The sequence below is a fragment of the Dyella halodurans genome (genome assembly GCF_026283925.1).
Lineage (GTDB): Bacteria > Pseudomonadota > Gammaproteobacteria > Xanthomonadales > Rhodanobacteraceae > Dyella > Dyella halodurans.
Window position 1 is genome coordinate 618,392 of record NZ_JAPDPF010000002.1, and the last position, 24,170, is coordinate 642,561.

The window sequence follows — 24,170 nt, forward strand, 5'->3', positions numbered from 1 at the left end:
GCACTTAGCGTCTATTCATACGCACATGTGCGTTCGCTCATTTAGGCAACAGCTGGCTTCGGGCGACTATCCTGAGCGGCGAATCAGAGCCGGAGGTGGCGCCATGACCGCTGATACGAAGACTCCATTCGACCACGTCAACGATGTCGTTGCACAACTGAAAGAGATGCGTCACTACGCGAAGAACAACGTCGAAACGCTGACGGCACAGTGGCTTTTGTTCGATGGCGAGCTACGCAAGCTCAAGCACGTTGAACCTATCGAGACATTGATGTCGCGCCAAAGCGAGCTTCACGATGCTTTCAACGACGAAATCGCCGCGCTTGAGGATCTGGCAGTGACGCTGCGGCCGCCTCCGGAAGAAGCTTAGCCGGCTATCGGGGTCGCCAATGGGGAGCAGGTTTAATTTTGCAGTCGGCCGCTGGCAAGTGAACCTGACTCCATTTCTTCCTTTCAAGCCGCTGCGCGCTTTCTCGTGGCAGGTGTCTTCACGGTTTGCTTCTGCTTTTTCAAGAGCGCAGCGCCCGCCGAGTTCTGGCTGGCGACTCTGGCTTGCTCGGCTTCAGCGGCTTACGAGGCTGCGCTTGCGCCACCTCTTGCGCAAGCGCCTCCTCGAGAAGCCTGTTCATGCTCACGCCACGCGCGGCGGCTGCATGAGCGGCGCGCTCATGAAGTTCCGGCGAAATGCGCGCCTGGAACTTGCCGGAAAAGTGCTTTGTCGGCTCGATTCCGTTCGCTGCGCATGCCTCCAAGAAGACACGCAACGATATAGCACCCTCACGCTGCAAACCCTTGACGTCGGCCGCGTAAAAATCTGCACCGCCATTGAGGCCGATGAACTCACCACGAAACATGCTGATTTCAGGGTCAAACACGATGACGGCCTTGTGGCCGTCGATGTTCATGATGTTGTTCATGCTCTAACTCCATTCTCATCCAACCACTTGCGGATGCTTGCGACCGGGCCCTTATCCGTGTCGGGTTTCGCGTGCGGGCGGTGAAAGACGCGCACTTGGTCGAACAACACCACGGTAACGCGCGAACCTTCCGCCTCGGTAATGGTTGCACCAAGCTCTTTGAACAGCGCCTCCACGTCCGACCACTTGACGTTGCCCGATGCAGGTCGGGCAAAGATCAGATTCAGCGTCCGTGCGTGCTTGTTCTTCACGAGATCAATGGTACCATTTTTCAGTACCACTTCAAAGTGACCTAAGCGCCCAAAACAAAGCCCCTGCATCACTGCGGGGGCTCGGTGGTTCGCTGCTGACCTAGGTCAGGGCTATCGAGGTCAGGTTCACTTTTGCAGCTGGACCGCGAGCAAGTGAACCTGACGTCGCTTATCGTCCTATGCCTTTCATTCGTCCTATGCCTTTCATACCTATCTGGTGTTGCCTGGCTGCTCTGGCGGGGTAAGCGACCGCCAGTATTTCCTTTGGCTTCGCATGGTGCCGCCTTAAAGATCCACCTCCCCAAGACGACTACCAGGCGTACTTGGCCCCCAACCGCACGATCGTGGCGCGGTAGTTTTGATTGCCCCATTGGTAACCTAGATTGGTCCAGGCCGACCAGCCGTGGCTTAGTTGGAGGTTGATGCCGGCCTTCGCTTCGTAGCGGTCCTTCGGATAGAGATCCTTGAGCACGACTTGGTTGAACGCCAGCGCGTTGTCCACGCTGTCGTGCCACCAGTTCAAGGTCAGGTAGGGCTGCAGGCGCTGGCCGTCATCGGTCACCCAGTTGTGATACGTCCTCAGCCCCAAACGTGAGATCCAGCCGCTTCCGTCGCTACCGCTAACGTGCGTGCCGTTCACTTCGTCCACGTCGTCCTGACCGTAGTTGACGTAGATGAGCTGCGCTTGCGGCTCCAGCATCCAGTCGCTTCCTTGCCGTATGCGCAAGGCATAGCCGGTCTCGCCGGAAAGGTTCAGCGCATGGGAGTCGTAGCGAACATCGGGCAGCGTGTCGCCCTCCACCGTGTTTCGGAACCAGCCGTAGGTACCCCAGGTGTCGACGTACCAGCCGAGCTTGTCCTTGTCGTCCTGGTACCAGGTGCCGTAGGCGCCCACGCTCCAGCCGTGGATATCGCCTCTGGCACGCGCCGGGTCCCCGGCGGAAACGGTGTCGCTGCGCGCGCTGCCGTAGCCGACCATGATGCCCAGATGCAGGCGGCCACTCTCGCCACCTACGTCCCAGCGCGTCAGGTCGCCACCTCCCTGAATCAGCGTGCTGTCGGTGTCGACCGCGAAATTGCCATCGCGACTGGTCGAATCCGTCGTCCTGCCGACCACGCGCAGCCACGCCGAGTTCGATGGGTCGCCGGGGCTGGCGCCCTGGGTTTCGATCCATAGGGGCTCGCCCGCACGGTCATGCAGGCTGTGCACAAACATCTCGCCGGCCTGGCGCTGATCCGCCAGATAGGCGGCCACTTCTGGACGGTACAAAGGTACCTCCGGCCCCTGCGGAACCACGCCCGGCTCTTCGGTACCCACCTCGGGTTCGCCGGGGCCCTCCTCGGGTTCCTGGGGACCCACCTCAGGGCCCTGGGGGACCACCTCCGGTTCTTCTGTACCTGGGTCCAGCGGCGGCACCACGGTCGAACGCCCTGAGCGTAGGTACCAGGCCTGGGCGTTGCCCGGATTGCGGCTGCCGCGAGCCAGCAGGTATTCGTACGGCCCTTCAACGACGCGCTGGCTCAGCGCGAACGCTTCGTCGTCGGTGCTGCCGCCGTTGAGCGTATCGACGACCAGGATGCCGTTGCCCAAGGTGGCCGCACCGGGGCCACCCGCACGAACGATGCGAAGATAGGTCTGCCCAGTTGCCGTGCCGCCATCGATGACCAGCCGATCCGAGGGCGAGTTATCGTCGCCCAGGTACGTGTTGAGGCTGATGGTGCCGCGCTGGCCGAGATAGCTGTTGGTCGTGAGCCGCGTGCCCGGCGAAGTGCCGCTGCCCATGTTGACCAAGCCCGCATTGCTGAGGCTCGCAACCGTCTGGTTGAAACCGTTGAGATTGAGCGTGCCGGCAGCCTGGACGGCGTAGCTGGCATTCGGACTGAAGGCGTTGGCGATACCGGCGGAAAGTACGCCGCCATAGATCGTGGTGGGGCCCGCATAGTTGCTCGAAGCGCTCATCACGGTATTGCCGCTGTAGACATCCACGGCGCCCGTACCGGTAATCACTGGATCGAAGACGTAGTTACCGCTCATGTCCGTATGATTGAACACGATCCGGCCGTCACCACTCCCAAAGACCAGCGTCGGCGGGTCCAGCGTGCCAGGCGGCGGAATCGGGGTTTGGCCAGCGGGCGCGCCGATGTCCACCGTGCCTACGGAGCCGGCATTCTGCGCGATGGTGACCGCATCGGCGAGCACCTCGCCGCCATTCGCGACGATGAGCGTGCCGGCGCCAAACTGACCGATAGCGAGCGTCGTGCCGGCATTCAGTACCGAGCCGGCGCCGCTCACCGTGACAGCGCCGCTTCCCCCTTGCAGTGGCGTGGGACAGAACGCTGGCAGGCCAGAGCACTGGCCTCCGATGGAGGTGCCACCCGTACCGGTGACGGTAACGGTTCCTTGATTGGAGATCGTCAGCGCGCCATTGCCCTGTCCGCCCACGATCAGGTTGTTGTTCTGAACCGTAAGGACCGCACCCGCACCGCCAACCTCTACTGAACTCGTGGCTGCATCGGCCCCAATAATCGTCCTGCCGCTGATCGTCACGGCGCCATGTTGCTGGACCTGCAAATCCCCTGCACCACTGAAACCCACCACCAGCAGCGGCGAGGTCAGTGACCCGCCGTTCGACACCGCGATCGTTCCGCCGGAGCCAGGATTGAAAGCGAGATACGTACCACTTCCACTCGTGGCCGTACCGCCATTGGTAATCGTCAAGACGTTACCGCTCGACCCGACACCCACGCCAAGATAGCTTCCGGCAGAAACGCGACTGCCCGTGCCACTGACCAGCGCCGTAGCGGTAGCACCACCCCCGATTTGCAGCGTCCCTGTTGTGGTGGAGACGACACCGCCATTCGTGACACTCAGTTGTCCCGTACCGCCGTTCGCGACGACAAAAAAGCCCGCGTTCGTATACGTCGACCCTTGGCCATCGACCGTGAGCACGCCGCTGCTGCCGCCGTTGTAACCGACATAACTCTGCGAAGCACTGAAGACGTGGCCGCCGTTGCTGACGTCAAGCTCGCCCGAGCCGTTGAAGCCGATGTAGTACTGCGACTGCGGGTTGTCGGTTGAAATACTCCCGCCGTTCACGGTGACCAAGCCGGTGCTATTGGGCGCAAAACCCGCAAAGAGACCACTCAGCATGACACTCGCGCCGGTCGGCACGATGTATGTCCCGCCCAGAACACCGTTGACCGTCCCACTGTTGAACCCCGCCACGACGTTGCGCCACGTCGATGTCGTGCCAACGGCCGCGGTCTCGCTGACGTTACCGTCAATGTGAAGATCGGGAGGAACCTGAGCGAGGCTCGTCATCGGCGCCATGGTCGCGCAGCAGACCCATAACGCTGCCCCTGCGCCGAAGGGCTTCACGCGATGGGCGATAACACGACGTCGACCCAGTCGGCCCGATCGGTCCAGAGGATTGACGATGCGCCGCCTCACCTGTCGGCCTGAGCCTGGGAGAATGGAGGCGCCACCCCGGCCACAGCCATCGCCGCAAGATGGAACAGGCAGCGCAGGCTCGACAGCACGGCCGATCTGGGCAGCCATCGCTGCCCGGCCACGGGCGACAGGCGCGCCCTCATCGCTTTGCTTAGTCATACGCCCTCCTTGCGTCCAACAGTTCAATGCCGCAAACATCCTCTCCCGCCCCGCTCCCACGGCGTGTCGGGCAGATTGCGGCCACAGTGAGTGCCTTCGAGACCAGCGCCGTAGCAAGCGAGGGGTCGGCGCGTGCAAGTAATCGGCATCGTTGGAGCGGGTGATTGTCACGGCCGGTGCCGCCGCGGGCATCAGGCCGGTAGGTTCTGCCATGAACATCACGCGGCGACTGCCAAACATGCCGCCGCGCGCGATCATGCGCCATCGCCCTGCCATGAAAATGTGAAAGCCCCTCGGCGCTCGAGTGAATCTTGAGGGATTTTGCACGGCCATCCCTGCCACGCCATAGCGCCGGCATAGGCTTTGTCTGTGGTCAGCAGCAAGCCACCCAAGCGGCCCACCGATGCTCAACAGATCAGCGACGGCCACCGGCTAGACGCTTACCCCGTTTTTTGCATCGAAACCCGGCGAGGCGGACAAGCGCTACTTCATCGGGGTGAATCGGTCGTGGCAAGGGCGCATCGTGGCTCGCATGGATATGAACGTCTTTAAGACGTGTCCTATTGTCGCGCCCTTGCCACCGGGGCACACTCACAGCCCGTTTTGCGGAGTTTTCCTGCGGATCATGCGGTGAGCGTCGTCATGGCTGCCTGCCGCCTTGGCCGCTCTTCCTCCTAGCAACGACGGGACTCGACATCGCCGGTCGGCACAAGAATCCCTTCGATGTCGAGCAGATTGCAAACGTGTGCGAGTCGGACAGGAACGGTCGAAACATAGCAACACGCTCGCCCATGGCGAGCCAAGGAAGGCGCGATGATTGAAATCACCGACCACACGGGTCGCAGACACTTTGTGGCCTTGGTCGCCATCAGCGATATTCGCGAAATCACAGATTCGACAACCGGCGACGGCATCCTTTCGCACGTGCGACTCATGCATGGCCGCGTCATCCAATCGCGCGATGACGCCGCGGCATTGGCCATGGCGATCACTCACCTAAAAGGCCAGCATCTTTAAGGGATGCCCGGATCTCTACGTCGCGCCACCAAGCCAGAAGATCGCAGTGCGATAGCGCTCGCGGCACCTTTAGCGCAAAGGCCCTTACGCGGCCACGCCGAGCCACGCCCCGCCTATCCAAGTGACTAAGGCTGCCATCGACAAGACGCCAGCTTGCCGATCGCTTCCGAGCGAGTTCAAGCGACATGCGCTCGCCCTCTTCGCCTGCACTGCAAGGGGCGGCCTCCACGCCGCCCCTCTCAGCAGTGTGTCACTCAAAGGCGGGATGGTCAGGCAAGGGCTGCGTCAACGCCTCGGCCTCCTCGCCCAGGAAATACAACGCGGCAAACAGGCCTTCGGTGATGTCGCCCTGGAGCGGCCAATGCCCCGGCTCGGTCGATTGGCAGGTGGTCTGCAACTCACGAAACGCATCGCTGTTGGCGAGAATCCGCGAGACGGCGTGGATGCCAAGGCATATACCGCCAAGACGCGCCGCACGGCGTTGCTTGCCATTTTCTGCCAGGGTCAGCGTCCAGTAGGGACGGCCGAGTGGGTTGCTGGGGTGTGCGCCTGAGGGCTGGGAAGCCTGCGCGTTTTCCGTATGATCGGACTTATCCATTATCAACTCCTTGAAGTTGGTGGTGGCTAGCGGGTCGTGTGAGTTGTCGCTCACACGGCCCGCGCTACTTCATTGCCATGTTGTCGCTGGTGACCAAGCTTCGAACCAAAACCACCACGACTGGGCGACGATCGCACACGACAACGGCCCTGTCCGTCAGGTAAATATCTGGAAACGGCCGAGGGGGATTCGGTTTGATGGGCCAGTGTCAGACAGGTAGACCAGTAAGCCTCAGTGGAAGATGGCGTGGGCAGGCGACGTCGTCCTCGGCCCTGAATCCCGACATGCCTCCGCTCCGCCCCCTTTGTACTTGGCCGTTGCGGCCGACAACCGAACCATGCGCTACTCCGCTGAGGCCTGGACCGATTTCCACAAATATCAGCGTCTGGCCGGCAAGCTCGACCTCAAGGCGTTCACGGACCTACCAACATGAGATCGTGGATAAGGGTGAAGGCGAAGACGGCGAATAGCAGCAACAATCCTGTTGATCCAGCGCAAACAACCTAGGAATCGAGCCCGTCCCACCATGACCGAAGCTACGCAGATGCAGGGAAAGTACAGCCCAGTGACGCTCCTGCCGGCACTGCGGTTATTTATCGACGCACGAAACAGAGCCAATGAAATAGGCTTTCCCGATAACGGAGGGGCTATTCACTCGGTTGAGCGAATCCTAGACATCCTGTGCCATCGAGTGAAGTATCCGTTTCTCAGGCACATCAATAGCCTAAAAACCCATCCAGATGCAGAGTGCAGTGTTGGCGCTCAAATGGCCCGTCAGCGCGGCGAGAAAGTGCTAATCGAGCATGTCATGCCGCAGCGTGACTTTGCGAAAGCGGTCATCAAGCTCGTTGGCGACGGCGCGACTAATGAGAAAGTTGTCTCCTTCATTCAGGAGCATTACCGCCTGGTGCTACTCAGCCAGGAGGAGACCACGGCATTGAACCGACTGAACAGGTCGCGTATGACGCCGAATAGGCTTGCAGACGCCGGAATTGAGATCTTCCGCCCTGATCGCACTCCATCACTGCCAGCCACTTGAGAGGAGGTAGCCGCATGACGCCGAGTAAGCACCAAGCTCTGACTGAAGGACTGGCACTCATATTCGACGGTATCAGTCGCCTACATTCTGCTTTTCCAAATCGCCACTTCACCATCGATGGTCGGTTGGTTGGTGACATTGGGGAGGTCATTGCGGAACTCGAATACGACATCAAGATCCACGATGTTTCGCAACCCGATTACGATGGCACGACCTCCGATGGGCGCAGGGTTCAGATCAAGGCGACCTTCAAGAACAGTTTGACATTCAAGTCCACTCCAGACTACTTCTTGGGGTTCAAGCTTCATGCAAACGGCACCTATGAAGAGATCTTCAACGGACCAGGCAAGCTCATTTACGACAGGTATCAGAAGCGCAAGGGGCTTGGCACTTCCTTGTTGTCGTTCCCGAACACTGTGCTCAGCGAGCTGGCGAAGACGGTTCCTCCAAGTGATCGAATCGAAAGGCGGCGGGACTTGTCTTGCGTAGCCGATTTCGCATCTCCCATATGGCCCTAACGGTGCGTTGAAGGCCATTCCCACGGCGATTTGGGAAGCCAAGAAATGGGGTCAGGTTTACTTCTATCGCCAGCATTCAATCCGAGAAGTGAACCTGACCCCGTTATCCAACCCAAGTCGATCACATTTTCGCGGCGCCCCATTGTGAAGGAGCTAAGCAATATCAACGTAGTGCGTTGAGTTCTTTGGATAGAAGATGTCGCGCTTCACTTTTGACGTTATGTGCCAGACGTAGATCTGGTACTGATTCGCCTTACAGTCGACTGGAAACGGATCAGTTCTACGTGCGATGACCCGGTGAGGGAATGCCGTCGACTGATACTTTGCGAAGATCTTCTTCATCATCGCCACTCTATAAGCAGCTGTCGGCGACAGATTCACTTGGAATTTGTCGTTCGTTTTGGTGTGCAAAATCGGGTTGTGAGGCAATTTTGGGCCAGTGAATATTTTCTGCTTGAAGTAAGCGTCAAGGGAACGCCTCATTCCACCCAAAACGAAGAAACATTCGGCTCCTTCGGTATGGGCTATCAGTTCGAGACGAATTAAGTCCCACATGATGCTTTGGACGCTTGGCTTTGTTTGACCGATCCATTTTGATTCCACAGCAACACTCACCTTCGGATACGGCTCAAGAACTACAAAGTCAACCGAAGGTTTCGCGCCGGGACCAGTCGCAAGGGGTGCAAGGACTGGATGATGGTACTCAGCATTTACGCGGGCCCGTGTATGGGCTGAAAGAATCTGACCAATTGGCTCGGCCAGATACCTTTCGCTGAACAGGCCACTTCGGTGACATGCGTGTTGATACTGAAGCCAAGATCCCACGCCCTCAGAAAGTTTCCGAGCAAGCTCCATTAACGCCAACCCTCTATATATAGACGCGAATTTCAAGAAATGGGGTCAGGTTTACGTCTATCGCTTGCCTTCAACCCGAGAAGTGAACCTGACCCCGTAATCCACTTGACCCAGCATCCACCACCATGAAGGTGGCCGACGCCGGCCCGGCAGCGAATGAGCTGCCGACCGATCGCCTGTGGACCAGCGACGACTGCGCGATGTATTTCCGCATCTCACGCTGGACGTTCGTCAACCGGCTGAGCAAGAAGCCGGGCTTCCCCAAGCCCCACATCGAAACCAGCCAGCGTATGCGCCGCTGGCTCCCGGAAGACATCAAGGACTACCGCTCCAAGCGTGGTCGCTAGATCCCTCTATCGACCGGCCGCACCTACGCTGGTGACGGCGCCCGCAAAGCAGGCAGCCGCGAGGGAAGTGAATAGCTCCAAGACCCTCTTCGGGGACTTGTCATTCAAATCAAGCTCGCGCTCGCCGTGCTTAGACACAGCACCTAGGTAATGGATAAACGGCAGCATGTCTTCATCCGTCAAGTGATAGTCCACACGATGACCGAGGCGATTGCGCAAAGTGTTCAAGTGCTTGATTGCCTGCACCGGGTTGAACGGCGGGCCTAACGACCATGTCGTTAGCAGGTTCACTCGCTGGCCGAAGGTTGGCTTGGCTGCATCCCAATCGAGGTCACCGTAGTGTGTTTTTAAGAAGACATCCATGTAGTGCTCGATAATCAGGTGGCACGACAGGAGGTATCCCATCAAGTCATAGTCAATGTCCTCAACCCTTATCCACGTCCGCTGACCATTCTCGATAGGACCGAACATTGGCGGCAATCGGGTCGTAACGGCGATCTTGGCGTACTGGTGTTCGGCTTCTTCTTCGCTCATGACCGGCCCTGTGTTTTTGAATGGATCGGTAGCTGGCGCTTTGGGAAAAACGGGGTCAGGTTCACTTCCATCGTTAGCCTTCAATCTGAGAAGTGAACCTGATCACCTTATCTATCTAACCTGACCTCGTTATCTATCTAATAATCAGCCAGTGCCGCATCCACTGCGCGTATACCAGCGGCAACAGCCCAACGACCTTTCCGCGACTCAGCATGCTCTAGACGTTATTCGACGGTTGGCGTTGATGCCGACTCTGCTACCTGCTTAGCTCCGGCCTTTGTTCCACCAGCGAGCCGCTCAACGGCAAGATTAGCGAGGCCGAAGATCCTATCCTTAAGGTCAGGGGCAGCGTCGAGAGCCTTCCCAATCGCTGGCGACGCCAGCAACTCGCTCCATGGGCTGCCATGATTTGCCTGGTCCACGAGGCGGATTGGAGCTTCGTCCAGACGCTTGAGTGCCGACGCGAATAGCTCCGCCTGGAATTTTTCGTCCAAGCTGATCGCTTCCTTACGATATCCTTCATATGCCATGGCGACCGACGCCTTGAAGGCGTAATCCTCGGCGATCTTGAATCGCTGAGCGATCTGTTTGGTTGCGAGCCACGCGAACCAGATCGGCGCGCCAACACTGATGACAGCCAGTCCGAGGTGAACCCAAAGCAATTGCAGGTTGACGTTCGGCTTACTTAGAAACTCGGATATGACGTTGAAGCGGTGCGCGCCAACGCCCGCACCGATACCTAGCGCAACCAACAGCAAAGCCACCCAGACGTAGAGCGAAATTTGCATCTCGAGCGCCTTCTTTGAAAACGACTGTGCTAGCCCCTTGGTGGTCGTGATTCGATAAGCCTCTTCGCACTTCGACACAATCTGTGCTGCCCGCCCTTCGTGTTCGGTGAGGGAGGCGACGACCTGTTCGACCTGGACGTTCTTCGCTAGGCTTTCATCGGCTAGCTTCTTGGCAAATTCTACGTTGCCGCGAACCTGTTCGCGCAGTTCGTTTACTTCCTCGATTGCTAGCGGCATCTCATCCGCTGTGACGCGCGCGCGATCAATCAGCTCGACATGGCCTTTCAACGCGTCGAGGCTTGGCATCAAATTGTTGAGGGTCGCGTTGGCCGTTCGGACGCGACGCGCGAGCTCGACCGGAAGCTCGGTTCTGTCAAGTTTCTGCCAGCCAACTAACGGTTCAATAATGGTGCGCAAGCCGAAAATGGTCGCCATCAAGGGAGCAATGGCGCCTTGCACATTTCCGTTGGCAATCATCGGCAGCGTGTTGACCTGGAACTGCTTGAGTTCGCTCGGAACCATCGAGATCCGTGCCAAGAGTGATGCGTCGATCTCCTGCGGATTTTTCTCGCGAAGCGCGTCGGCGAGTTGGGAGGGAATTGACGCAAGATCGGCCCTGCTCAACGCCGGGGCGATCCAGCCGTAAGTAATCGACAAAGGGTTGTCGTTCGGGATACTAGAACGGATGGAGGACGCAAATTCGTCCAGCGCGCTGCAAAGCAGCTCGACTTCCTTGAGCATTGGATGTCCCCTGTTGGAGGTCGGATGGTCTCACCAAGGCTGGACACGCGCAATCTGACGCTTGTTAGATCCACGGGCCAGTCGGGTTAAACCACCCTGCCTTGGCCGCTCCCGGTCTTTGGCTGCTGATAGGCAGCAGTCAGCCTTCGTCTAACGAAGCGGGCCGATTTTCGACTCCCGAACTACTTCGCATCCAGGAAACTTGATGGGGTGCCTACTTGCCCCCCGACTCAAGGAGGGAAGCTGTACAGCGAGCTTTGGCACTGCACAGGAACCGCCTTGGCATGTATAGGCTAAGTACACCCAAAACCACACCAAAAAGCCCAAGACCCCGTATTGGTCGATGAGACGCATAGAAACAAAAAAACCCGCAAAGTGCGGGTTTTTTGCGTTTCAGAAGATCTGCCGATACTTCCTGAAACTGTGTTGGTGCCCAAGGGGGGACTCGAACCCCCACGCCTTACGGCGCTACCACCTCAAGGTAGTGCGTCTACCAATTCCGCCACCTGGGCAGGTGTCTTACTGTGTTTTCTTTGCCGGTTCCGTCGCGGCGGGGACTTCACCTGCCGGCTTGGCCGGTGCGGTGGCTGCCGGGACTTCGCCCTGCGTGGCCGTCGGCTTGGTCGCCTGCGGGATTTCCGCGTTGACCGGAGCGGCGGGCTGCGCATTCTGCGTTGCAGCTGGCTTGTTGGCAATACCCGACATCACACCGAGATCGCTACCGCTCGCTGCCTGCGAAGTGCCGTGGCGGCTGAGGTAAATACCCATGCCAAGGCTGAGCAGGAAGAACAGCGCCGCGAGCACGGCCGTCGCGCGGGTCATGAAGCTGGCCGAGCCACGTGCACCGAAAACGGTTGCCGAAGCACCGCCACCGAAGCCCGAGCCCGCATCCGCACCGGCGCCGCGCTGAAGCAGAATCAGCACGATCATCGCCGCGGCGATCAGGATGTAAAAGACGCTGAAGATGACGAACATGTTTGTCTAAAGGGTCCGTTGCGCTTAGTGCGCCGCAGCGCAGATTCCCAGGAACTCGGCAGCTACTAGTGAGCAGCCTCCAATCAGTCCTCCATCCACGTCCGACTGCGCGAACAAGTCCGCTGCATTCGCCGCTTTGACGCTGCCGCCATAAAGCAGCCGAGTCAGACGGGCAATCATAGCATCTTCCTTTTGGAGTTGGCTACGGATGAACGCGTGAACCGCCTGCGCCTGCTCCGGCGAGGCCGTGAGGCCCGTGCCGATCGCCCAGACCGGCTCATAGGCAATGACCGCGGTATCGAAGCTGGCGATGCCATTGAGCTCGATCACGGCCTTGAGCTGGCGGGCGATCACCGCCTCGGTCAGGCCCTGTTCGCGCTCATCCAGCGTTTCACCGACGCAGAGAATCGGGGTGAGGCCGCCGGCGCGTGCGGCGGCGAACTTGCGCGCCACCAGGGCGTCGGTCTCGCCGTGGTACTGGCGCCGCTCCGAATGCCCGACCAGCACCCATTGCGCGCCCACGTCGGCCAGCATCGCGGCGGACACGTCGCCGGTATAGGCGCCCTGCCCCTCACGCTCGCTCACGTCCTGCGCACCGAAGCCCAGGCCGGAGCCGACATGCTGGCTGGCCAGTTCGCCCAGATACGGGAACGGGGGAAACACCGCCACGTCGATGGAGGAAGGCAGTGCGGCAACGAGGTCGCCCACCAGGGCAGCGGCCATGCTGCGGCTTCCGTACATCTTCCAGTTGCCGGCGACGAGTTTCTTGCGCATGTCATGATTCCCCTGCGTACAAACGCGAAATCTTAGCGACGGACCATGCCACTGGCAACGCAGGGCAGACAAGCCACTGCTCTGCCGAGAAAAATCGGCCAAACCACAACGAGACCACTTGATGCCACCAGCCCGCCCGCTCACCTTGATCACCGGCGCCTCCGCCGGCATCGGCGCTGCCTTTGCCCGTGACCTCGCCGCCCGCGGCCACGATCTGGTGCTTACTGCCCGCCGCACCGACCGCCTGGAGGCGCTTGCCGAGGAATTACGGACCCAGCATCGTTGTGCCGTCACTGTACTCACGGCCGACCTGGCCGAGCCACGCGCCGTCGTCACGCTTTGCGATGAACTGGTTGCACGTGGTCTTGCCGTGGACTGGCTAATCAACAACGCCGGCTATGGCGTGCCGGGCACGTTCGAGGCCGTGGATTGGCCGGTGCATGAGGCTTTTTTCCGGGTGCTGATGACGGCGCCGACCGAACTGGCCTGGCGGCTGCTGCCTGGCATGCGGCAGCGTGGCTATGGACGCATCATCAATGTGGCGTCGCTGGCGGGGCACGTGCCGGGCTCGGCCGGGCATACGCTGTATGCGGCGAGCAAGGCGTATCTGATCAAGTTTTCGCAATCGTTGGCGCTGGAGAATCGGCACCTTGGCGTGCAGGTGTGTGCGCTTTGCCCGGGCTTTACCTGGTCGGAGTTTCACGATGTCACCGGCACGCGTGCGCTGATGAACCAGCTGCCTGGGTTTATGTGGCAGACGGCTGAGGAAGTGGTGCGTGAGGGGTATGCGGCGGTTGAGCGTGGTGAGGCGGTGCATGTGACGGGGCGCGTGAATCGCTTTATCAAGGCGTTGATGAAGTTGCTGCCGGATCGGTTGACGTTGTGGTTGTCGGCGCGGGAATCGAAGAGGTATCGGGCGTTGGAGAATTTGCCGTGAGGCTCTCTTTGGATTGAGGCGCTGGCGCGGCTGGGAGGAAGAGCGCGGGGGTGGCGTTGATTTTTGGGCTTTGTCGCGAGCACCCGCCCCTCACCCCAACCCTCTCCCCGGAGGGGAGAGGGAGGTGCGGCGCGCGGCTCTTGGCTTTTACTTCCTCTCCCCTTTGGGGAGAGGATTGAGGTGAGGGGTGGGTGCTTGCGGAGGGGCTTCATCGAAGCTCGCTTTGAGGCGGCGTGGTCGCAAGGTTGGCCCCTCACCCCAGCCCTCTCTCCCACGGGGACTACCTTCGGGTCGCCCAGAGGGGAGAGGGAGCAAATGCCGCCTAGATCAGCTTGATCTCGCGGAGGCGCTGCATCAGGTATTCGTGCGAAGTGATGCTGGTGTCGTAGCGGCTCGGGTTGTCGGCGGAGATGGTCTGCGGCAGCGGGTCGAGCACGACGTCCGGGTTCGGGTGCAGGAAGTACGGCACCGAATAGCGCGGCTTGCGGGCGTTGTCGTTTTGCGGGTTCACCACGCGGTGCGAGGTGGAGGGATACACGTGGTTGGTCAGGCGCTGCAGCATGTCGCCGATGTTCACCACGATCGCGTCGCCCTCGGTGGTGATCGGCAGCCACTCGCCGTCGCGGGTCAGCACTTCCAGGCCTTCCGCACTGGCGCCGACCAGCAGGGTGATGAAGTTGATGTCTTCATGCGCGCCCGCACGCACGTTCGGGATGTTCTCTTCGGTGATCGGCGGGTAGTGGATCGGGCGCAGGATGGAGTTGCCCTGGTCGGTCTTGTCCTCGAAGAAGTTCTCGGGCAGATCGATATGCAGGGCCAGCGCACGCAGCACGCGCGAGCCGAGCTGGTCCAGCGCCTCGAACAGGCCGTAGCCGTATGGCTGGAAGTCCGCGATTTCGGACGGCCAGATATTCGGCGGCATCACCTCGGCAAACTTTGAATCACGCGGAATCTCGCGACCGATATGCCAAAACTCCTTCAGGTCGGCGTGCTTGCTGTCCTTGGCGGTTTCCACCTTGAACGGCGTATAGCCGCGCGCGCCACCCGTGCCGGGGACCCGATAGCTCAGCTTGGTTTCGGTCGGCAGCGCGAAGAAGCGCTGGAACGTGTCGTAAGCGCCGTCGATCAGTTCGCGCGGAATGCCGTGCCCGCTGATGCAGCAGAAACCGAATTCGCGATAGGCGGCGCCGAGTTCGGCGACAAATGCCGCGCGATCGGAGTCATAACGACGGATGTCGAGCGTCGGAACGTTCTTCATGGCTGGTCCAGGTTGTGCGTGCGGTCCACTTGATCCCGCCACCGCAGGGGCGGGGCACGTCGGGCCAATCCTTGGCGACCTGCTTACAGGCTCACGAACGTTCTGCGGCGGATTTTACGATATCGGCCAGCCAGCCTGCCATCTGCTGCACCTCGGCCTCGTCGGCCGCTTCCACTGTGACACGCACTAGCGGCTCGGTACCCGAAGCGCGCAACACCACGCGCCCACGTCCCGCCAGCGCCCGTTCCGTCTCGGCCAGCGCCTCGCGCACGGCATCGCTGTGCAGCGCTTCGCGGGCGCCATCGGCGCGCACGTTGATCATCACCTGCGGCATCTTGTGCAGGCCCTGTCGGGCCTGGGTCAGATCCATGCCCTCATGCACCAGCACCTCAAGCACGGCCAGCGCGGACACGATGCCGTCGCCAGTAGTGGCGCGATCCAGGCACATTACATGGCCGGAAGTTTCGCCGCCGAGGTTGCCGCCATGCTCCTTGAGCTGCTGCATCACGTAACGGTCGCCCACGTTGGCGCGGATCAGCTCGACGCCCAGCCCCTTCAACGCCAGCTGCAAGCCGTAGTTGCTCATCAGCGTGCCGACCACGGGCCCCTGCAGCAGCCCCTGCTTTTTCCAGCTGCACGCCAGCACGTACAGGATGTCATCGCCATCGGAAAGCGTGCCGTGGCGATCGACCAGCTGCACGCGGTCGCCATCGCCGTCGAAGGCGATCCCGATATCCGCACCGTGCTCCGCCACCGCGCGCATCAGCGCCTGCGGATGGGTGGAACCGACATCGCGATTGATATTGAAGCCATCCGGCTTGTCGCCGATGGTGGTGATGTCGGCGCCAAGCTCCGAGAACACCTTGGGGGCGACCTGATAGGTGGCGCCGTTCGCGCAATCGAGCACGATCTTCATGCCGCGCAGGCTGAAGTCCTCGGCCACAGTGGTCTTGCAGAACTCGGCATAGCGCGTCACGGCGTCGCCGACGCGGATGGCCTTGCCCAGGCGTTCGGACGCTACCGTGGTGAACTCCAGCTCCAGCTCATGCTCGATCGCCATCTCGACTTCATCGGACAGCTTTTCGCCATTGGCCGAGAAGAACTTGATGCCGTTGTCGTGATGCGGGTTGTGCGAGGCGCTGATCACGATGCCCGCATCCGCGCGCAGCGAACGCGTGAGGAAGGCCACGGCCGGCGTGGGCATCGGGCCGAGCAGGCCCACGTCGACACCTGCGGCGACCAGGCCCGCTTCCAGCGCCGACTCGAACATATAGCCGGACACCCGCGTGTCCTTGCCGATCAGCACCTTCGGCCGCGTCGGGCCACCGCGGGCCAGCACCACGCCGACGGCGCGACCCAGCTTCAGCATGAAATCCGCGCTGATCGGCCACTGGCCGACGAGTCCGCGAATACCGTCCGTTCCAAAATACTTGCGTTGCGTCATGGTTCAACTCCGGGGCCGCGCGTGTCGAAAGCCGCGCAATGCCACTTGAATGCAGTGATTACTCGTCGTCCGGCCAACGTGGCTGGGTGGGCTTGGTATCTCGGCGCTCGGGCGTATCGCCGGCCTGCACGGCATGCCATACGGCCAGCGCGTCCACGGTGGCGGCGACATCGTGCACACGCACGATGCGCGCCCCGCGTTGCACGGCAATCAGGGCGGCGGCGACCGAGCCGGCAGCGCGTTCCGCCGGCGCGGTCTTGCCGGTCATCGCGCCAATCATCGATTTGCGCGACAGGCCGACGTAGACGCCACTGCCCAGGTTCGCGAAGCGTTCCAGCGCGCGCAGCAGTGCCAGATTGTGTTCCAGCGATTTGCCGAAGCCGAAACCGGGATCGACCATCACCTTGCGCCGATCGATGCCGGCCAGCTCGCAAGCGAACAGGCGATCGGTAAGAAAGCGATGCACTTCACCGACCACATCGTCATAGTGCGGCTCAGCCTGCATGCTGCGCGGCTCGCCCTGCATATGCATCAGGCACATCGGCACGCCGAGCGCGGCCACGGCATCGAGCGCACCTTCGCGCCGTAGCGCATACACATCGTTGACCATGCCGGCGCCCGCCGCCACGGCGGCGCGCATCACTTCCGGCTTGGAGGTATCGATGGCCAGTGGCACCGTGGTGCGTGCAGCGAGCTGCTCCAGCACGGGCACCACGCGGCTCAGCTCGTCCTCGATCGACACATCGTCGGCGCCCGGCCGCGTGGACTCGCCGCCGATGTCGAGCATGTCCGCGCCCTCCTCGACCATACGCAGCCCATGCGCCACGGCCTGTTCCACGCTGGCATGGCTGCCGCCATCGGAGAACGAATCGGGCGTGACATTGAGGATGCCGACCACGCGCGGACGGTCGAGCCGCAAAGGCCGGCCAGCGCAGTCGAGTACGGGGGCGAACAGATCAATCGACATGGTTACTCCCCCATCCGGTAAGGCATGACACGCGACACGCAGCTTGAGCGCTCAGGACTCGCCGCCCAGCGGGCCCATGAACTGGCGGTAATAGCGCAGTTCGTCGATCGAATCGCGGATATCCGACAGCGCCGTATGCGCGGATTCCTTGGAAAAACCCTTGCCGATCGAAGGCGCCCAGCGCCGGGCCAGCTCCTTGAGCGTGGACACGTCGAGGTTGCGGTAATGGAAGAAACGCTCCAGACGCGGCATTTCGCGATGCAGGAAGCGACGGTCCTGGCAGATCGAGTTGCCGCACATGGGCGACTTGCCCTGGGGCACCCACACCTTGAGGAAATCGAGCGTGGCCTGCTCGGCGGCGGCATGGTCGTCGTCCGAGGCCACCACCTGGTCCCACAAGCCCGACTTGCGGTGCTGGTTGCGGTTCCACGCGTCCATGCCTTCCAGGCGCTCCAGCGGATGCCGGATCGCAAACACCGGCCCCTCGGCAAGGATGCGAAGGTCCCGGTCGGTGACGATGGTGGCGATCTCGAGGATGGAATCGGCATCCGTATCCAGCCCGGTCATCTCCAGATCGATCCAGATCAGATTTTCTTCGTTCGCTTGGCTCATGCGCCCTCCTGGACGCGCAGTCTAGCAGCAGGCGGCAAATAGCCGCCCCGACGCGGCCCCCGCCTACCGCCCGGGCCGTGCCGCGGGCGTGAAGCCCCCATCGACGGCATGCGATGATCGCGGCATGCAGACCTTCTTCTGGCATGACTACGAAACCTTCGGCGCCGACACCTGGCGCGACCGCCCGGTGCAGTTCGCCGGCATCCGCACCAATATGGACCTGGAGATCATCGGCGAGCCGGTGATGTTCTTCGGCAAGCCCCCGCGCGAGATGCCCCCGCACCCCGAGGCCTGCCTGATCACCGGCATCACGCCCCAGCAAGCCGAGCGCGAGGGCGTGATCGAGGCCGACTTCGCGGCGCGCGTGCACGAGCAGCTGGCCCAGCCGGGTACCTGTGGCGTGGGCTACAACTCACTGCGCTTCGACGATGAGGTCAGCCGCCAGCTGTTCTACCGGAACTTCTACGAGCCGTACGGGCGCGAGTGGGAGAACGGCAACTCCCGCTGGGACCTGATCGACCTCGTGCGCATGTGCCAGGCCCTGCGGCCGGAAGGCATCGTGTGGCCGCAGCGCGACGATGGCACGCCGAGCTTCAAGCTGGAGCACCTGGCCACGGCCAATCACCTGCAGCAGGAACGCGCGCATGACGCGCTCTCGGACGTACACGCGCTGATCGGCCTGGCCCGGCTTATCCGCATACGCCAGCCGCGGCTATGGGACTGGTATCTGAGCCTGCGCCGCAAGCAGCGCGCGTTCGAGCTGCTCGATGTGACCAGCATGACGCCGGTGGTGCACGTGTCCTCGCGCTACCCGTCCAGCCGGCACTGCCTGGCGGTGGTCGCGCCGCTCGCCGCCCACCCCAGCCGCCCGACCGAGATCATCGTCTACGACCTGGCCTCCGATCCGTCCGAGCTGCTGGCGCTGAATGAAGAGGAGATCGCGGACCGCGTCTTCACCTCGCGCGCCGACCTTCCCGAAGGCGTGACGCGCATCCCCCTGCGTACCGTGCGGGCCAATCGCGCCCCGGCGCTGGCACCGCTGTCGGTGCTAAAAGGTGTCGACCTGGAGCGCCTGCAGATCGACCTGGAGCGTATCCAGGCCCATCGCGACATGCTGGCGGCGGCCGACGGCCTCAAGGACAAGTTGCGCCGGGTCTTCCAACGCGCAGCCGAGCTGCCACCGCCGCAAGACCCTGAACTGGCGATCTATGGCGGCTTCCTGCCGGACTCGGACAAGCGGCTACTGGCAGACGTGCGGGCCACGCCGCCGGAGCAATTGAGCGAACGCGCCTTCCCCTTCCGCGACCCGCGCTATCCCGAGCTGCTGTTCCGCTACCGCGCCCGCAACTGGCCCGAGACGCTCAGCGCCGACGAACAGGTGCGCTGGAACGAGTTCTGCCGCGAGCGGCTGTTCAAGCCCACGCCGCTGACCAACCTCACCTTGGACGACTACTTCGCCCGCATCGCCGAGCTGCGTGCCGACGCTGCCAACCAGGCGAAGCTGCCCCTGCTGGATCAACTGCAGCTCTGGGGCGAGATGCTGGCCACCGAGTTCGCCCCTCTTTCCGTCTGATAGCCGATCAAGCTTATGCCGACTGCCTATTTCACCCCTGCCACCTTCCGTTTCCTGCGCTCGCTGGCGCGCAACAACAGCCGCGAGTGGTTCCAGGACCATAAGGACGATTACGAGCGCCACGTGCGCGAGCCGTTCCTGGCCTTGATCACCGACCTGCAGGCGCCACTGGCCAAGATCAGCCCGCACTACCGGGCCGACCCGCGCAAGAACGGCGGCTCGCTGTTCCGCATCTACCGCGACACGCGCTTCTCCAACGACAAGCAGCCGTACAAGCCATGGCAAGGCTCGCGCTTCTTCCACGAGCGCCGCCACGAGATTCCCGCACCCTCCTTCTACATCCACATCCAGCCGGGCGATTGCTTTGCCGGCGGCGGCATGTGGCATCCGGAGTCCGACGCCCTCAAGCGCATCCGCGACTTCATGGCCGACAACCCCGAGGCGTGGAAGCGCGCCACGCGCAGCAAGTCGTTTCGCGATCACTTCACGTTCTGGGGCGAATCACTCACCCGCCCACCACGCGGCTTCGACCCGAACCACGAACTGATCGACGACATCAAGCGCAGGGACTTCGCCTGCGGCGAGGGCTTTGATGAGGCCTTGGCCTGCTCGAAGGAATTGCTGCCCTGGGTTGTCGGGACCTTCCAGCGCGTGGCGCCGATGGTGGATTACTTGTGTGCGGCGCAGGAGTTGGAGTTTTAGGCCATCGATTCGCCACTGGAGTCCGTAAGCGCTGCGCTGTGCTCCTTCTTCCCTTTGGGGAGAAGGTCGGGATGAGGGGTGGGTGCTCGCGGAAGCGCGACAACTGAGCGTGATGGCCAGCGTGCCGCTTACGACCGAAGGAAGTCCCTGTGGGACGCAGCGGGCGTTTCGACTGCCTTCCGGCGGCTTGTGCTCCTTCTCCCCTCCGGGGAGAAGGCTGGGATGAGGGGCGGGTGCTCGCGGTCACGCGATGACCGAGCGATATCGCCAGGTTGCCGCTTACGCAGCGGGCGTTTCGACTGCCTGCCGGCAGCCGAGTCACTTTTCTTTGCTGGCCCAAAGAAAAGTAACCCAAAGAAATGGCCTTTAGAGCTGGTAGCACTCCGTTGGATAGAAGCGTTGGAAGGTCTGGGCGATCGGATCGTTTGCTACCCAAGGCCGCTACACAGCGGCTACACCGCAACGCGCCATAGCGGTGAGGACTTAAAGCAGGTCAGTCCTACGGTCGCAACGCCCGCGGCATCCCGACGCTCACCAGACCACGACACCACCCACGCTTTAAGCCCTCTGCGCTATGGCGCGTTGCGGTGTAGCCGCTGTGTGTCGGCCGTGGGCCGCCACCGATCTGGCTGGCCACACCCGTCAGGCTCGCATCCAGCGTAATGCTATGAGCTCTTCAGGCCATTTTCTTTGGGTTACTTTTCTTTTGGGCCAGCAAAAGAAAAGTGACCCGGACCGCGGCAGCGGTTCGGAACGCCCGCTGCGTAAGCGGCACCCTGGCGACAACGCTCAGTTGTCGCGCTGTCGCAAGCCCCGCCCCTCATCCCAACCTTCTCCCCGGCAGGGAGAAGGAGCCGAAGCAGCGGCGCCAGTCGACCTACCGCGCCAACTCCAGGTCCGCCGAAGGCGGCACCCGCATCAACCACACCGCCACCACTACGCTCACCACCGCCGTCATCGCCACATAGTGCGCTGGCGCCATCGGTCCCGCGCGCTCGGCAAGGTAGCCGATCAAGGTCGCCGTGCTGGCGCCAAACACGGCATAGGCCACGTTGTAGGCAAACGAAATGCCCGAGTAGCGGATCGGCGCGGGAAAGGCCGCCACCATGACCGTCGGGATCACGCCTACGGCACCGACAAGGAAGCCGGTGAGCGCATACAGCGAGAGAAAGTGCGTGCCGCCGGCCGCAAGATCCGCAAACAGCGCATACGTGGTGGCTACCAGTGCCAGCGACCCGACCAACAGCGCCCGCGCCGAGCCGATGCGGTCGACCAGCCAGCCATAGGCAAGACAGCCGATGCACAGGCCGAGTGCGGCCAGGCTATTGCCGAGGAACGCCGTATCGGCGGCGATGCCGAACGACTTCTGCGCCAGGCTGGGCAACATCAGGATCAACACCAGGATCGCCGCGGTGAGCATCCAGGTCACCGCCATCGACAGCGCCACGGCACCGCGATGGCCGGTGAGCACCTTGCGCAGCGGCAATTCGCGGCTCAGCGCCTTGCGTTCGCGCAACGCTGCAAATACGGGTGTTTCGCTAAGCCAGCGGCGCAGCCACACGGCCACAAAGCCGAACACGCCACCGAGCAGGAACGGCAAGCGCCAGCCCCAGCCCAGCACGTCGGCAGGCGACAGATGGTGATTGATCCATGCCGCGGTGAGCGAGCCAATGAGGATGCCCACGGTCAGGCCCGAGGTGAGACAGGCGCAGGCGAAGCCCACGCGCCCGCGGGGTGCATGTTCGGCCACGAACACCCAGGCGCCCGGCACCTCGCCACCAATCGCAATGCCCTGCACCACTCGCATCAGCAGCAACAGCAGCGGAGCCAGCACGCCGACCGACGCGTAGACCGGCAGCAAGCCGATCGCCAGCGTCGGCAAGGCCATCAGGAACACGCTCAGCGTGAACATGCGCTTGCGGCCCTGGCGATCGCCAAAATGCGCCATCACGATGCCGCCCAGCGGACGGGCCAGGTAGCCGGCGGCGAAGATGCCGTAGACCTGCAGCTGAGCCAGCCAGGGCGCGGTGTCATGCGGAAAGAACAGCTTGCTCAGTGGCAGCGCAAAGAACACGAACACCACGAAGTCGTAGAACTCCAGCGCGCCACCCAGCGACGCCAGTACCAGCGTCTTGATATCGCTGCCGCCCAGAGTGCGGTTAACGGCTGCGGGCGATGAGACGGGCGTGAAGACTTGCGACATCGGCGGTCCTGCAGGCTAGGTGAAGGCGACGCGAAACCATACACCAAGCACAGGCCCCAACAAGGCCCCGCCCGATGAAATTTTTCGTGAATTCGGACGCCTGCCAGCGGCATTCATGACCCGGGGAGCAGCAGGCAGCCGCTTCACCCATATGGCATCGCTAGGAACCTTCCTAGGCCGGATGTCATCGAGTTTTGCTAGCCTAGGCCCGCTCGGACCCATGTCCCTGCGCAGGCACCGAATCAGGACCGCAATAGGAAGTCATGCAGGACGCGTTCGACGTTCCCTTTGAAACTCTGGCAAGGAGAGTCCTTATGAGTATGGGCAAGCGTTTGGGGGCCGAGTTCTTCGGTACCTTCTGGTTGGTCTTTGGCGGCTGCGGCAGTGCGATCTTCGCTGCGGCCTTTCCCGAGCTGGGCATCGGCTTTGCCGGTGTCGCCCTCGCCTTCGGCTTCACCGTGGTGACCATGGCGTATGCCGTAGGCCACATCTCAGGCGGCCATTTCAATCCGGCCGTCACCCTGGGCCTGTGCGCTGGCGGCCGTTTTCCGGCCAAGGATGTAGTGCCTTACATCATCATCCAGGTGATCGGCGGTCTCGCCGCAGGTGCGGTGCTTTATACGATCGCCAGCGGCAAGGCTGGTTTTGATGCCAGTGCAGGGTTCGCCTCCAACGGCTTCGGCGATCACTCGCCCGGCGGCTATTCGCTGCATGCATGCATGGTGGCGGAGTTCGTGCTCACCGCGTTCTTTCTTATCGTGATCCATGGCGCCACCGACAAGCGTGCGCCCGCCGGCTTTGGGCCGCTGGCCATCGGCCTGACGCTCACCTTGATCCATCTGATCTCGATTCCCATCACCAATACGTCGGTGAATCCGGCACGCAGCACCGGCGTGGCGGTATTCCAGGGTAGCTGGGCGATCCAGCAGCTGTGGATGTTCTGGCTGATTCCGCTGATTGGCGGCGCGGTGGGCGGGTTGATTTATCGGTATGTGCTGGAGACGCGGGACTAGGCCGCGCCCCTTCCTATCCGTCATTCCCGCGTTCGCGGGGATGACGGGACTGAAGTAGGTCACTCGGTCGGGCATCAGGGAAGCCACCGCCGCACAGCTACTGCTCGTACAATTCGATCGGCAGCCCGTCCGGGTCGGCAAAAAACGTGAAGCGCCGCCCGGTGTATTCGTCCACGCGGATCGGTTCGCAGGCCACGCCGCGGTCGTGCAAGGTGGCGACGACGGCGTCGATATCCGGCACGGCGAACGCCAGATGGCGCAGCCCTTGCGCCTCCGGTCGCGACGGACGCGGCGGTGGCTGCGGAAAGGAAAACAACTCCAGACTTACCCCGGGACTCACTTCCAGGTCGAGCTTCCACGAATTGCGCGCCTCGCGATGCACCTCGCGGATGATGCGAAAGCCGAGCGTCTCGCTATAAAAGGCTTTCGAGCGCGCATAGTCCGAGCAGATCAGCGCCACATGGTGGATGGCCGGCAACAACGGCGACGTCACGCGA

24 protein-coding genes and 1 tRNA gene are annotated in these 24,170 nt (G+C 62.0%); 9 read left to right on the plus strand and 16 right to left on the minus strand.

The window, feature by feature from the left end; all coding sequences use genetic code 11:
• Positions 1 to 103 precede the first annotated feature (103 nt).
• Positions 104 to 370, plus strand: a complete 267-nt coding sequence (locus OUZ49_RS06390; protein ID WP_266149230.1) for a hypothetical protein — start codon at positions 104 to 106, stop codon at positions 368 to 370.
• A gap of 139 nt (positions 371 to 509) precedes the next feature.
• Here OUZ49_RS06390 and OUZ49_RS06395 read toward each other — a convergent pair whose 3' ends face one another.
• From OUZ49_RS06395 to OUZ49_RS06405, 3 genes are all read right to left on the minus strand, one after another.
• Positions 510 to 917 carry a type II toxin-antitoxin system HicB family antitoxin gene (locus OUZ49_RS06395; RefSeq protein ID WP_266149231.1) on the minus strand — a complete coding sequence of 136 codons (408 nt, stop codon included), beginning with the start codon at positions 915 to 917 and terminating at the stop codon, positions 510 to 512.
• Positions 914 to 1,237: a type II toxin-antitoxin system HicA family toxin gene (locus OUZ49_RS06400; protein ID WP_266149400.1), complete on the minus strand. Its 324-nt coding sequence runs from the start codon at positions 1,235 to 1,237 to the stop codon at positions 914 to 916. Before OUZ49_RS06400 ends, OUZ49_RS06395 begins: the two co-directional genes overlap by 4 nt.
• 241 nt (positions 1,238 to 1,478) lie before the next feature.
• Complete coding sequence (locus OUZ49_RS06405; RefSeq protein ID WP_266149232.1) at positions 1,479 to 4,490, minus strand: autotransporter outer membrane beta-barrel domain-containing protein; 3,012 nt, start codon at positions 4,488 to 4,490, stop codon at positions 1,479 to 1,481.
• Between the two features lie 1,101 nt (positions 4,491 to 5,591).
• Here OUZ49_RS06405 and OUZ49_RS06410 point away from each other — a divergent pair.
• Positions 5,592 to 5,795: an RNA-binding protein gene (locus tag OUZ49_RS06410; RefSeq protein ID WP_266149233.1), complete on the plus strand. Its 204-nt coding sequence runs from the start codon at positions 5,592 to 5,594 to the stop codon at positions 5,793 to 5,795.
• A 250-nt stretch (positions 5,796 to 6,045) separates the two neighbouring features.
• Here OUZ49_RS06410 and OUZ49_RS06415 read toward each other — a convergent pair whose 3' ends face one another.
• Entirely contained in the window at positions 6,046 to 6,393 is a 348-nt protein-coding gene (locus OUZ49_RS06415) for a hypothetical protein (RefSeq protein WP_266149234.1), read from the minus strand.
• Positions 6,394 to 6,919: 526 nt separating this feature from the next.
• Here OUZ49_RS06415 and OUZ49_RS06420 point away from each other — a divergent pair.
• Positions 6,920 to 7,432, plus strand: a complete 513-nt coding sequence (locus OUZ49_RS06420) for a hypothetical protein (protein ID WP_266149235.1) — start codon at positions 6,920 to 6,922, stop codon at positions 7,430 to 7,432.
• A gap of 14 nt (positions 7,433 to 7,446) precedes the next feature.
• Entirely contained in the window at positions 7,447 to 7,950 is a 504-nt protein-coding gene (locus OUZ49_RS06425; RefSeq protein WP_266149236.1) for a DUF6998 domain-containing protein, read from the plus strand.
• 153 nt (positions 7,951 to 8,103) lie between these two features.
• Here OUZ49_RS06425 and OUZ49_RS06430 read toward each other — a convergent pair whose 3' ends face one another.
• The gene (locus OUZ49_RS06430; protein WP_266149237.1) at positions 8,104 to 8,805 is read right to left on the minus strand and encodes a hypothetical protein; all 702 of its coding nucleotides are present in this window, start codon (positions 8,803 to 8,805) and stop codon (positions 8,104 to 8,106) included.
• Positions 8,806 to 8,930: 125 nt separating this feature from the next.
• On the opposite strand from OUZ49_RS06430, the gene OUZ49_RS06435 reads away from it, so the two are divergent.
• Positions 8,931 to 9,152, plus strand: a complete 222-nt coding sequence (locus OUZ49_RS06435) for a helix-turn-helix transcriptional regulator (RefSeq protein ID WP_266149238.1) — start codon at positions 8,931 to 8,933, stop codon at positions 9,150 to 9,152.
• A gap of 6 nt (positions 9,153 to 9,158) precedes the next feature.
• On the opposite strand, the gene OUZ49_RS06440 is transcribed toward OUZ49_RS06435, so the two are convergent.
• The 5 genes from OUZ49_RS06440 to tpiA form a co-directional block, all read right to left on the minus strand.
• Positions 9,159 to 9,686 carry a hypothetical protein gene (locus OUZ49_RS06440; RefSeq protein WP_266149239.1) on the minus strand — a complete coding sequence of 176 codons (528 nt, stop codon included), beginning with the start codon at positions 9,684 to 9,686 and terminating at the stop codon, positions 9,159 to 9,161.
• 224 nt (positions 9,687 to 9,910) lie between these two features.
• Complete coding sequence (locus OUZ49_RS06445; RefSeq protein WP_266149240.1) at positions 9,911 to 11,215, minus strand: hypothetical protein; 1,305 nt, start codon at positions 11,213 to 11,215, stop codon at positions 9,911 to 9,913.
• 427 nt (positions 11,216 to 11,642) lie between these two features.
• A tRNA-Leu gene (locus tag OUZ49_RS06450) sits at positions 11,643 to 11,727 on the minus strand.
• Between the two features lie 7 nt (positions 11,728 to 11,734).
• Positions 11,735 to 12,190, minus strand: coding sequence for a preprotein translocase subunit SecG (secG, locus tag OUZ49_RS06455; protein WP_266149241.1), 456 nt, complete (start codon positions 12,188 to 12,190; stop codon positions 11,735 to 11,737).
• A gap of 24 nt (positions 12,191 to 12,214) precedes the next feature.
• The gene (gene tpiA / locus OUZ49_RS06460) at positions 12,215 to 12,964 is read right to left on the minus strand and encodes a triose-phosphate isomerase (RefSeq protein ID WP_266149242.1); all 750 of its coding nucleotides are present in this window, start codon (positions 12,962 to 12,964) and stop codon (positions 12,215 to 12,217) included.
• Between the two features lie 121 nt (positions 12,965 to 13,085).
• On the opposite strand from tpiA, the gene OUZ49_RS06465 reads away from it, so the two are divergent.
• A complete protein-coding gene (locus tag OUZ49_RS06465) occupies positions 13,086 to 13,901 on the plus strand; it encodes an SDR family NAD(P)-dependent oxidoreductase (RefSeq protein WP_266149243.1) in 816 nt (271 codons plus the stop codon).
• Between the two features lie 322 nt (positions 13,902 to 14,223).
• Here the strand turns inward: OUZ49_RS06465 and OUZ49_RS06470 are convergent, their stop codons facing one another.
• From OUZ49_RS06470 to orn, 4 genes are all read right to left on the minus strand, one after another.
• Positions 14,224 to 15,159, minus strand: a complete 936-nt coding sequence (locus OUZ49_RS06470) for an isopenicillin N synthase family dioxygenase (RefSeq protein WP_266149244.1) — start codon at positions 15,157 to 15,159, stop codon at positions 14,224 to 14,226.
• Between the two features lie 91 nt (positions 15,160 to 15,250).
• On the minus strand, positions 15,251 to 16,603 hold the full coding sequence (gene glmM / locus OUZ49_RS06475) for a phosphoglucosamine mutase (protein WP_266149246.1): 1,353 nt from the start codon (positions 16,601 to 16,603) through the stop codon (positions 15,251 to 15,253).
• Positions 16,604 to 16,661: 58 nt separating this feature from the next.
• Entirely contained in the window at positions 16,662 to 17,570 is a 909-nt protein-coding gene (gene folP, locus OUZ49_RS06480) for a dihydropteroate synthase (protein ID WP_266149248.1), read from the minus strand.
• Positions 17,571 to 17,621: 51 nt separating this feature from the next.
• Positions 17,622 to 18,182 (minus strand): oligoribonuclease, encoded by a 561-nt coding sequence (gene orn / locus OUZ49_RS06485; RefSeq protein ID WP_266149249.1) that lies wholly within the window; start codon positions 18,180 to 18,182, stop codon positions 17,622 to 17,624.
• A gap of 124 nt (positions 18,183 to 18,306) precedes the next feature.
• Here orn and sbcB point away from each other — a divergent pair, with 124 nt between their 5' ends.
• Together sbcB and OUZ49_RS06495 are read left to right on the plus strand one after the other, a co-directional pair.
• Positions 18,307 to 19,755 carry an exodeoxyribonuclease I gene (gene sbcB / locus OUZ49_RS06490; protein ID WP_266149250.1) on the plus strand — a complete coding sequence of 483 codons (1,449 nt, stop codon included), beginning with the start codon at positions 18,307 to 18,309 and terminating at the stop codon, positions 19,753 to 19,755.
• A 15-nt stretch (positions 19,756 to 19,770) separates the two neighbouring features.
• Entirely contained in the window at positions 19,771 to 20,457 is a 687-nt protein-coding gene (locus OUZ49_RS06495) for a DUF2461 domain-containing protein (RefSeq protein ID WP_266149252.1), read from the plus strand.
• 877 nt (positions 20,458 to 21,334) lie between these two features.
• Here the strand turns inward: OUZ49_RS06495 and OUZ49_RS06500 are convergent.
• A complete protein-coding gene (locus OUZ49_RS06500) occupies positions 21,335 to 22,660 on the minus strand; it encodes an MFS transporter (protein ID WP_266149254.1) in 1,326 nt (441 codons plus the stop codon).
• A 314-nt stretch (positions 22,661 to 22,974) separates the two neighbouring features.
• Here OUZ49_RS06500 and aqpZ point away from each other — a divergent pair, with 314 nt between their 5' ends.
• On the plus strand, positions 22,975 to 23,673 hold the full coding sequence (gene aqpZ / locus OUZ49_RS06505; protein WP_266149256.1) for an aquaporin Z: 699 nt from the start codon (positions 22,975 to 22,977) through the stop codon (positions 23,671 to 23,673).
• Between the two features lie 97 nt (positions 23,674 to 23,770).
• Here aqpZ and gloA2 read toward each other — a convergent pair whose 3' ends face one another.
• Positions 23,771 to 24,166 (minus strand): SMU1112c/YaeR family gloxylase I-like metalloprotein, encoded by a 396-nt coding sequence (gene gloA2, locus OUZ49_RS06510; protein WP_266149258.1) that lies wholly within the window; start codon positions 24,164 to 24,166, stop codon positions 23,771 to 23,773.
• Positions 24,167 to 24,170: the final 4 nt, after the last annotated feature.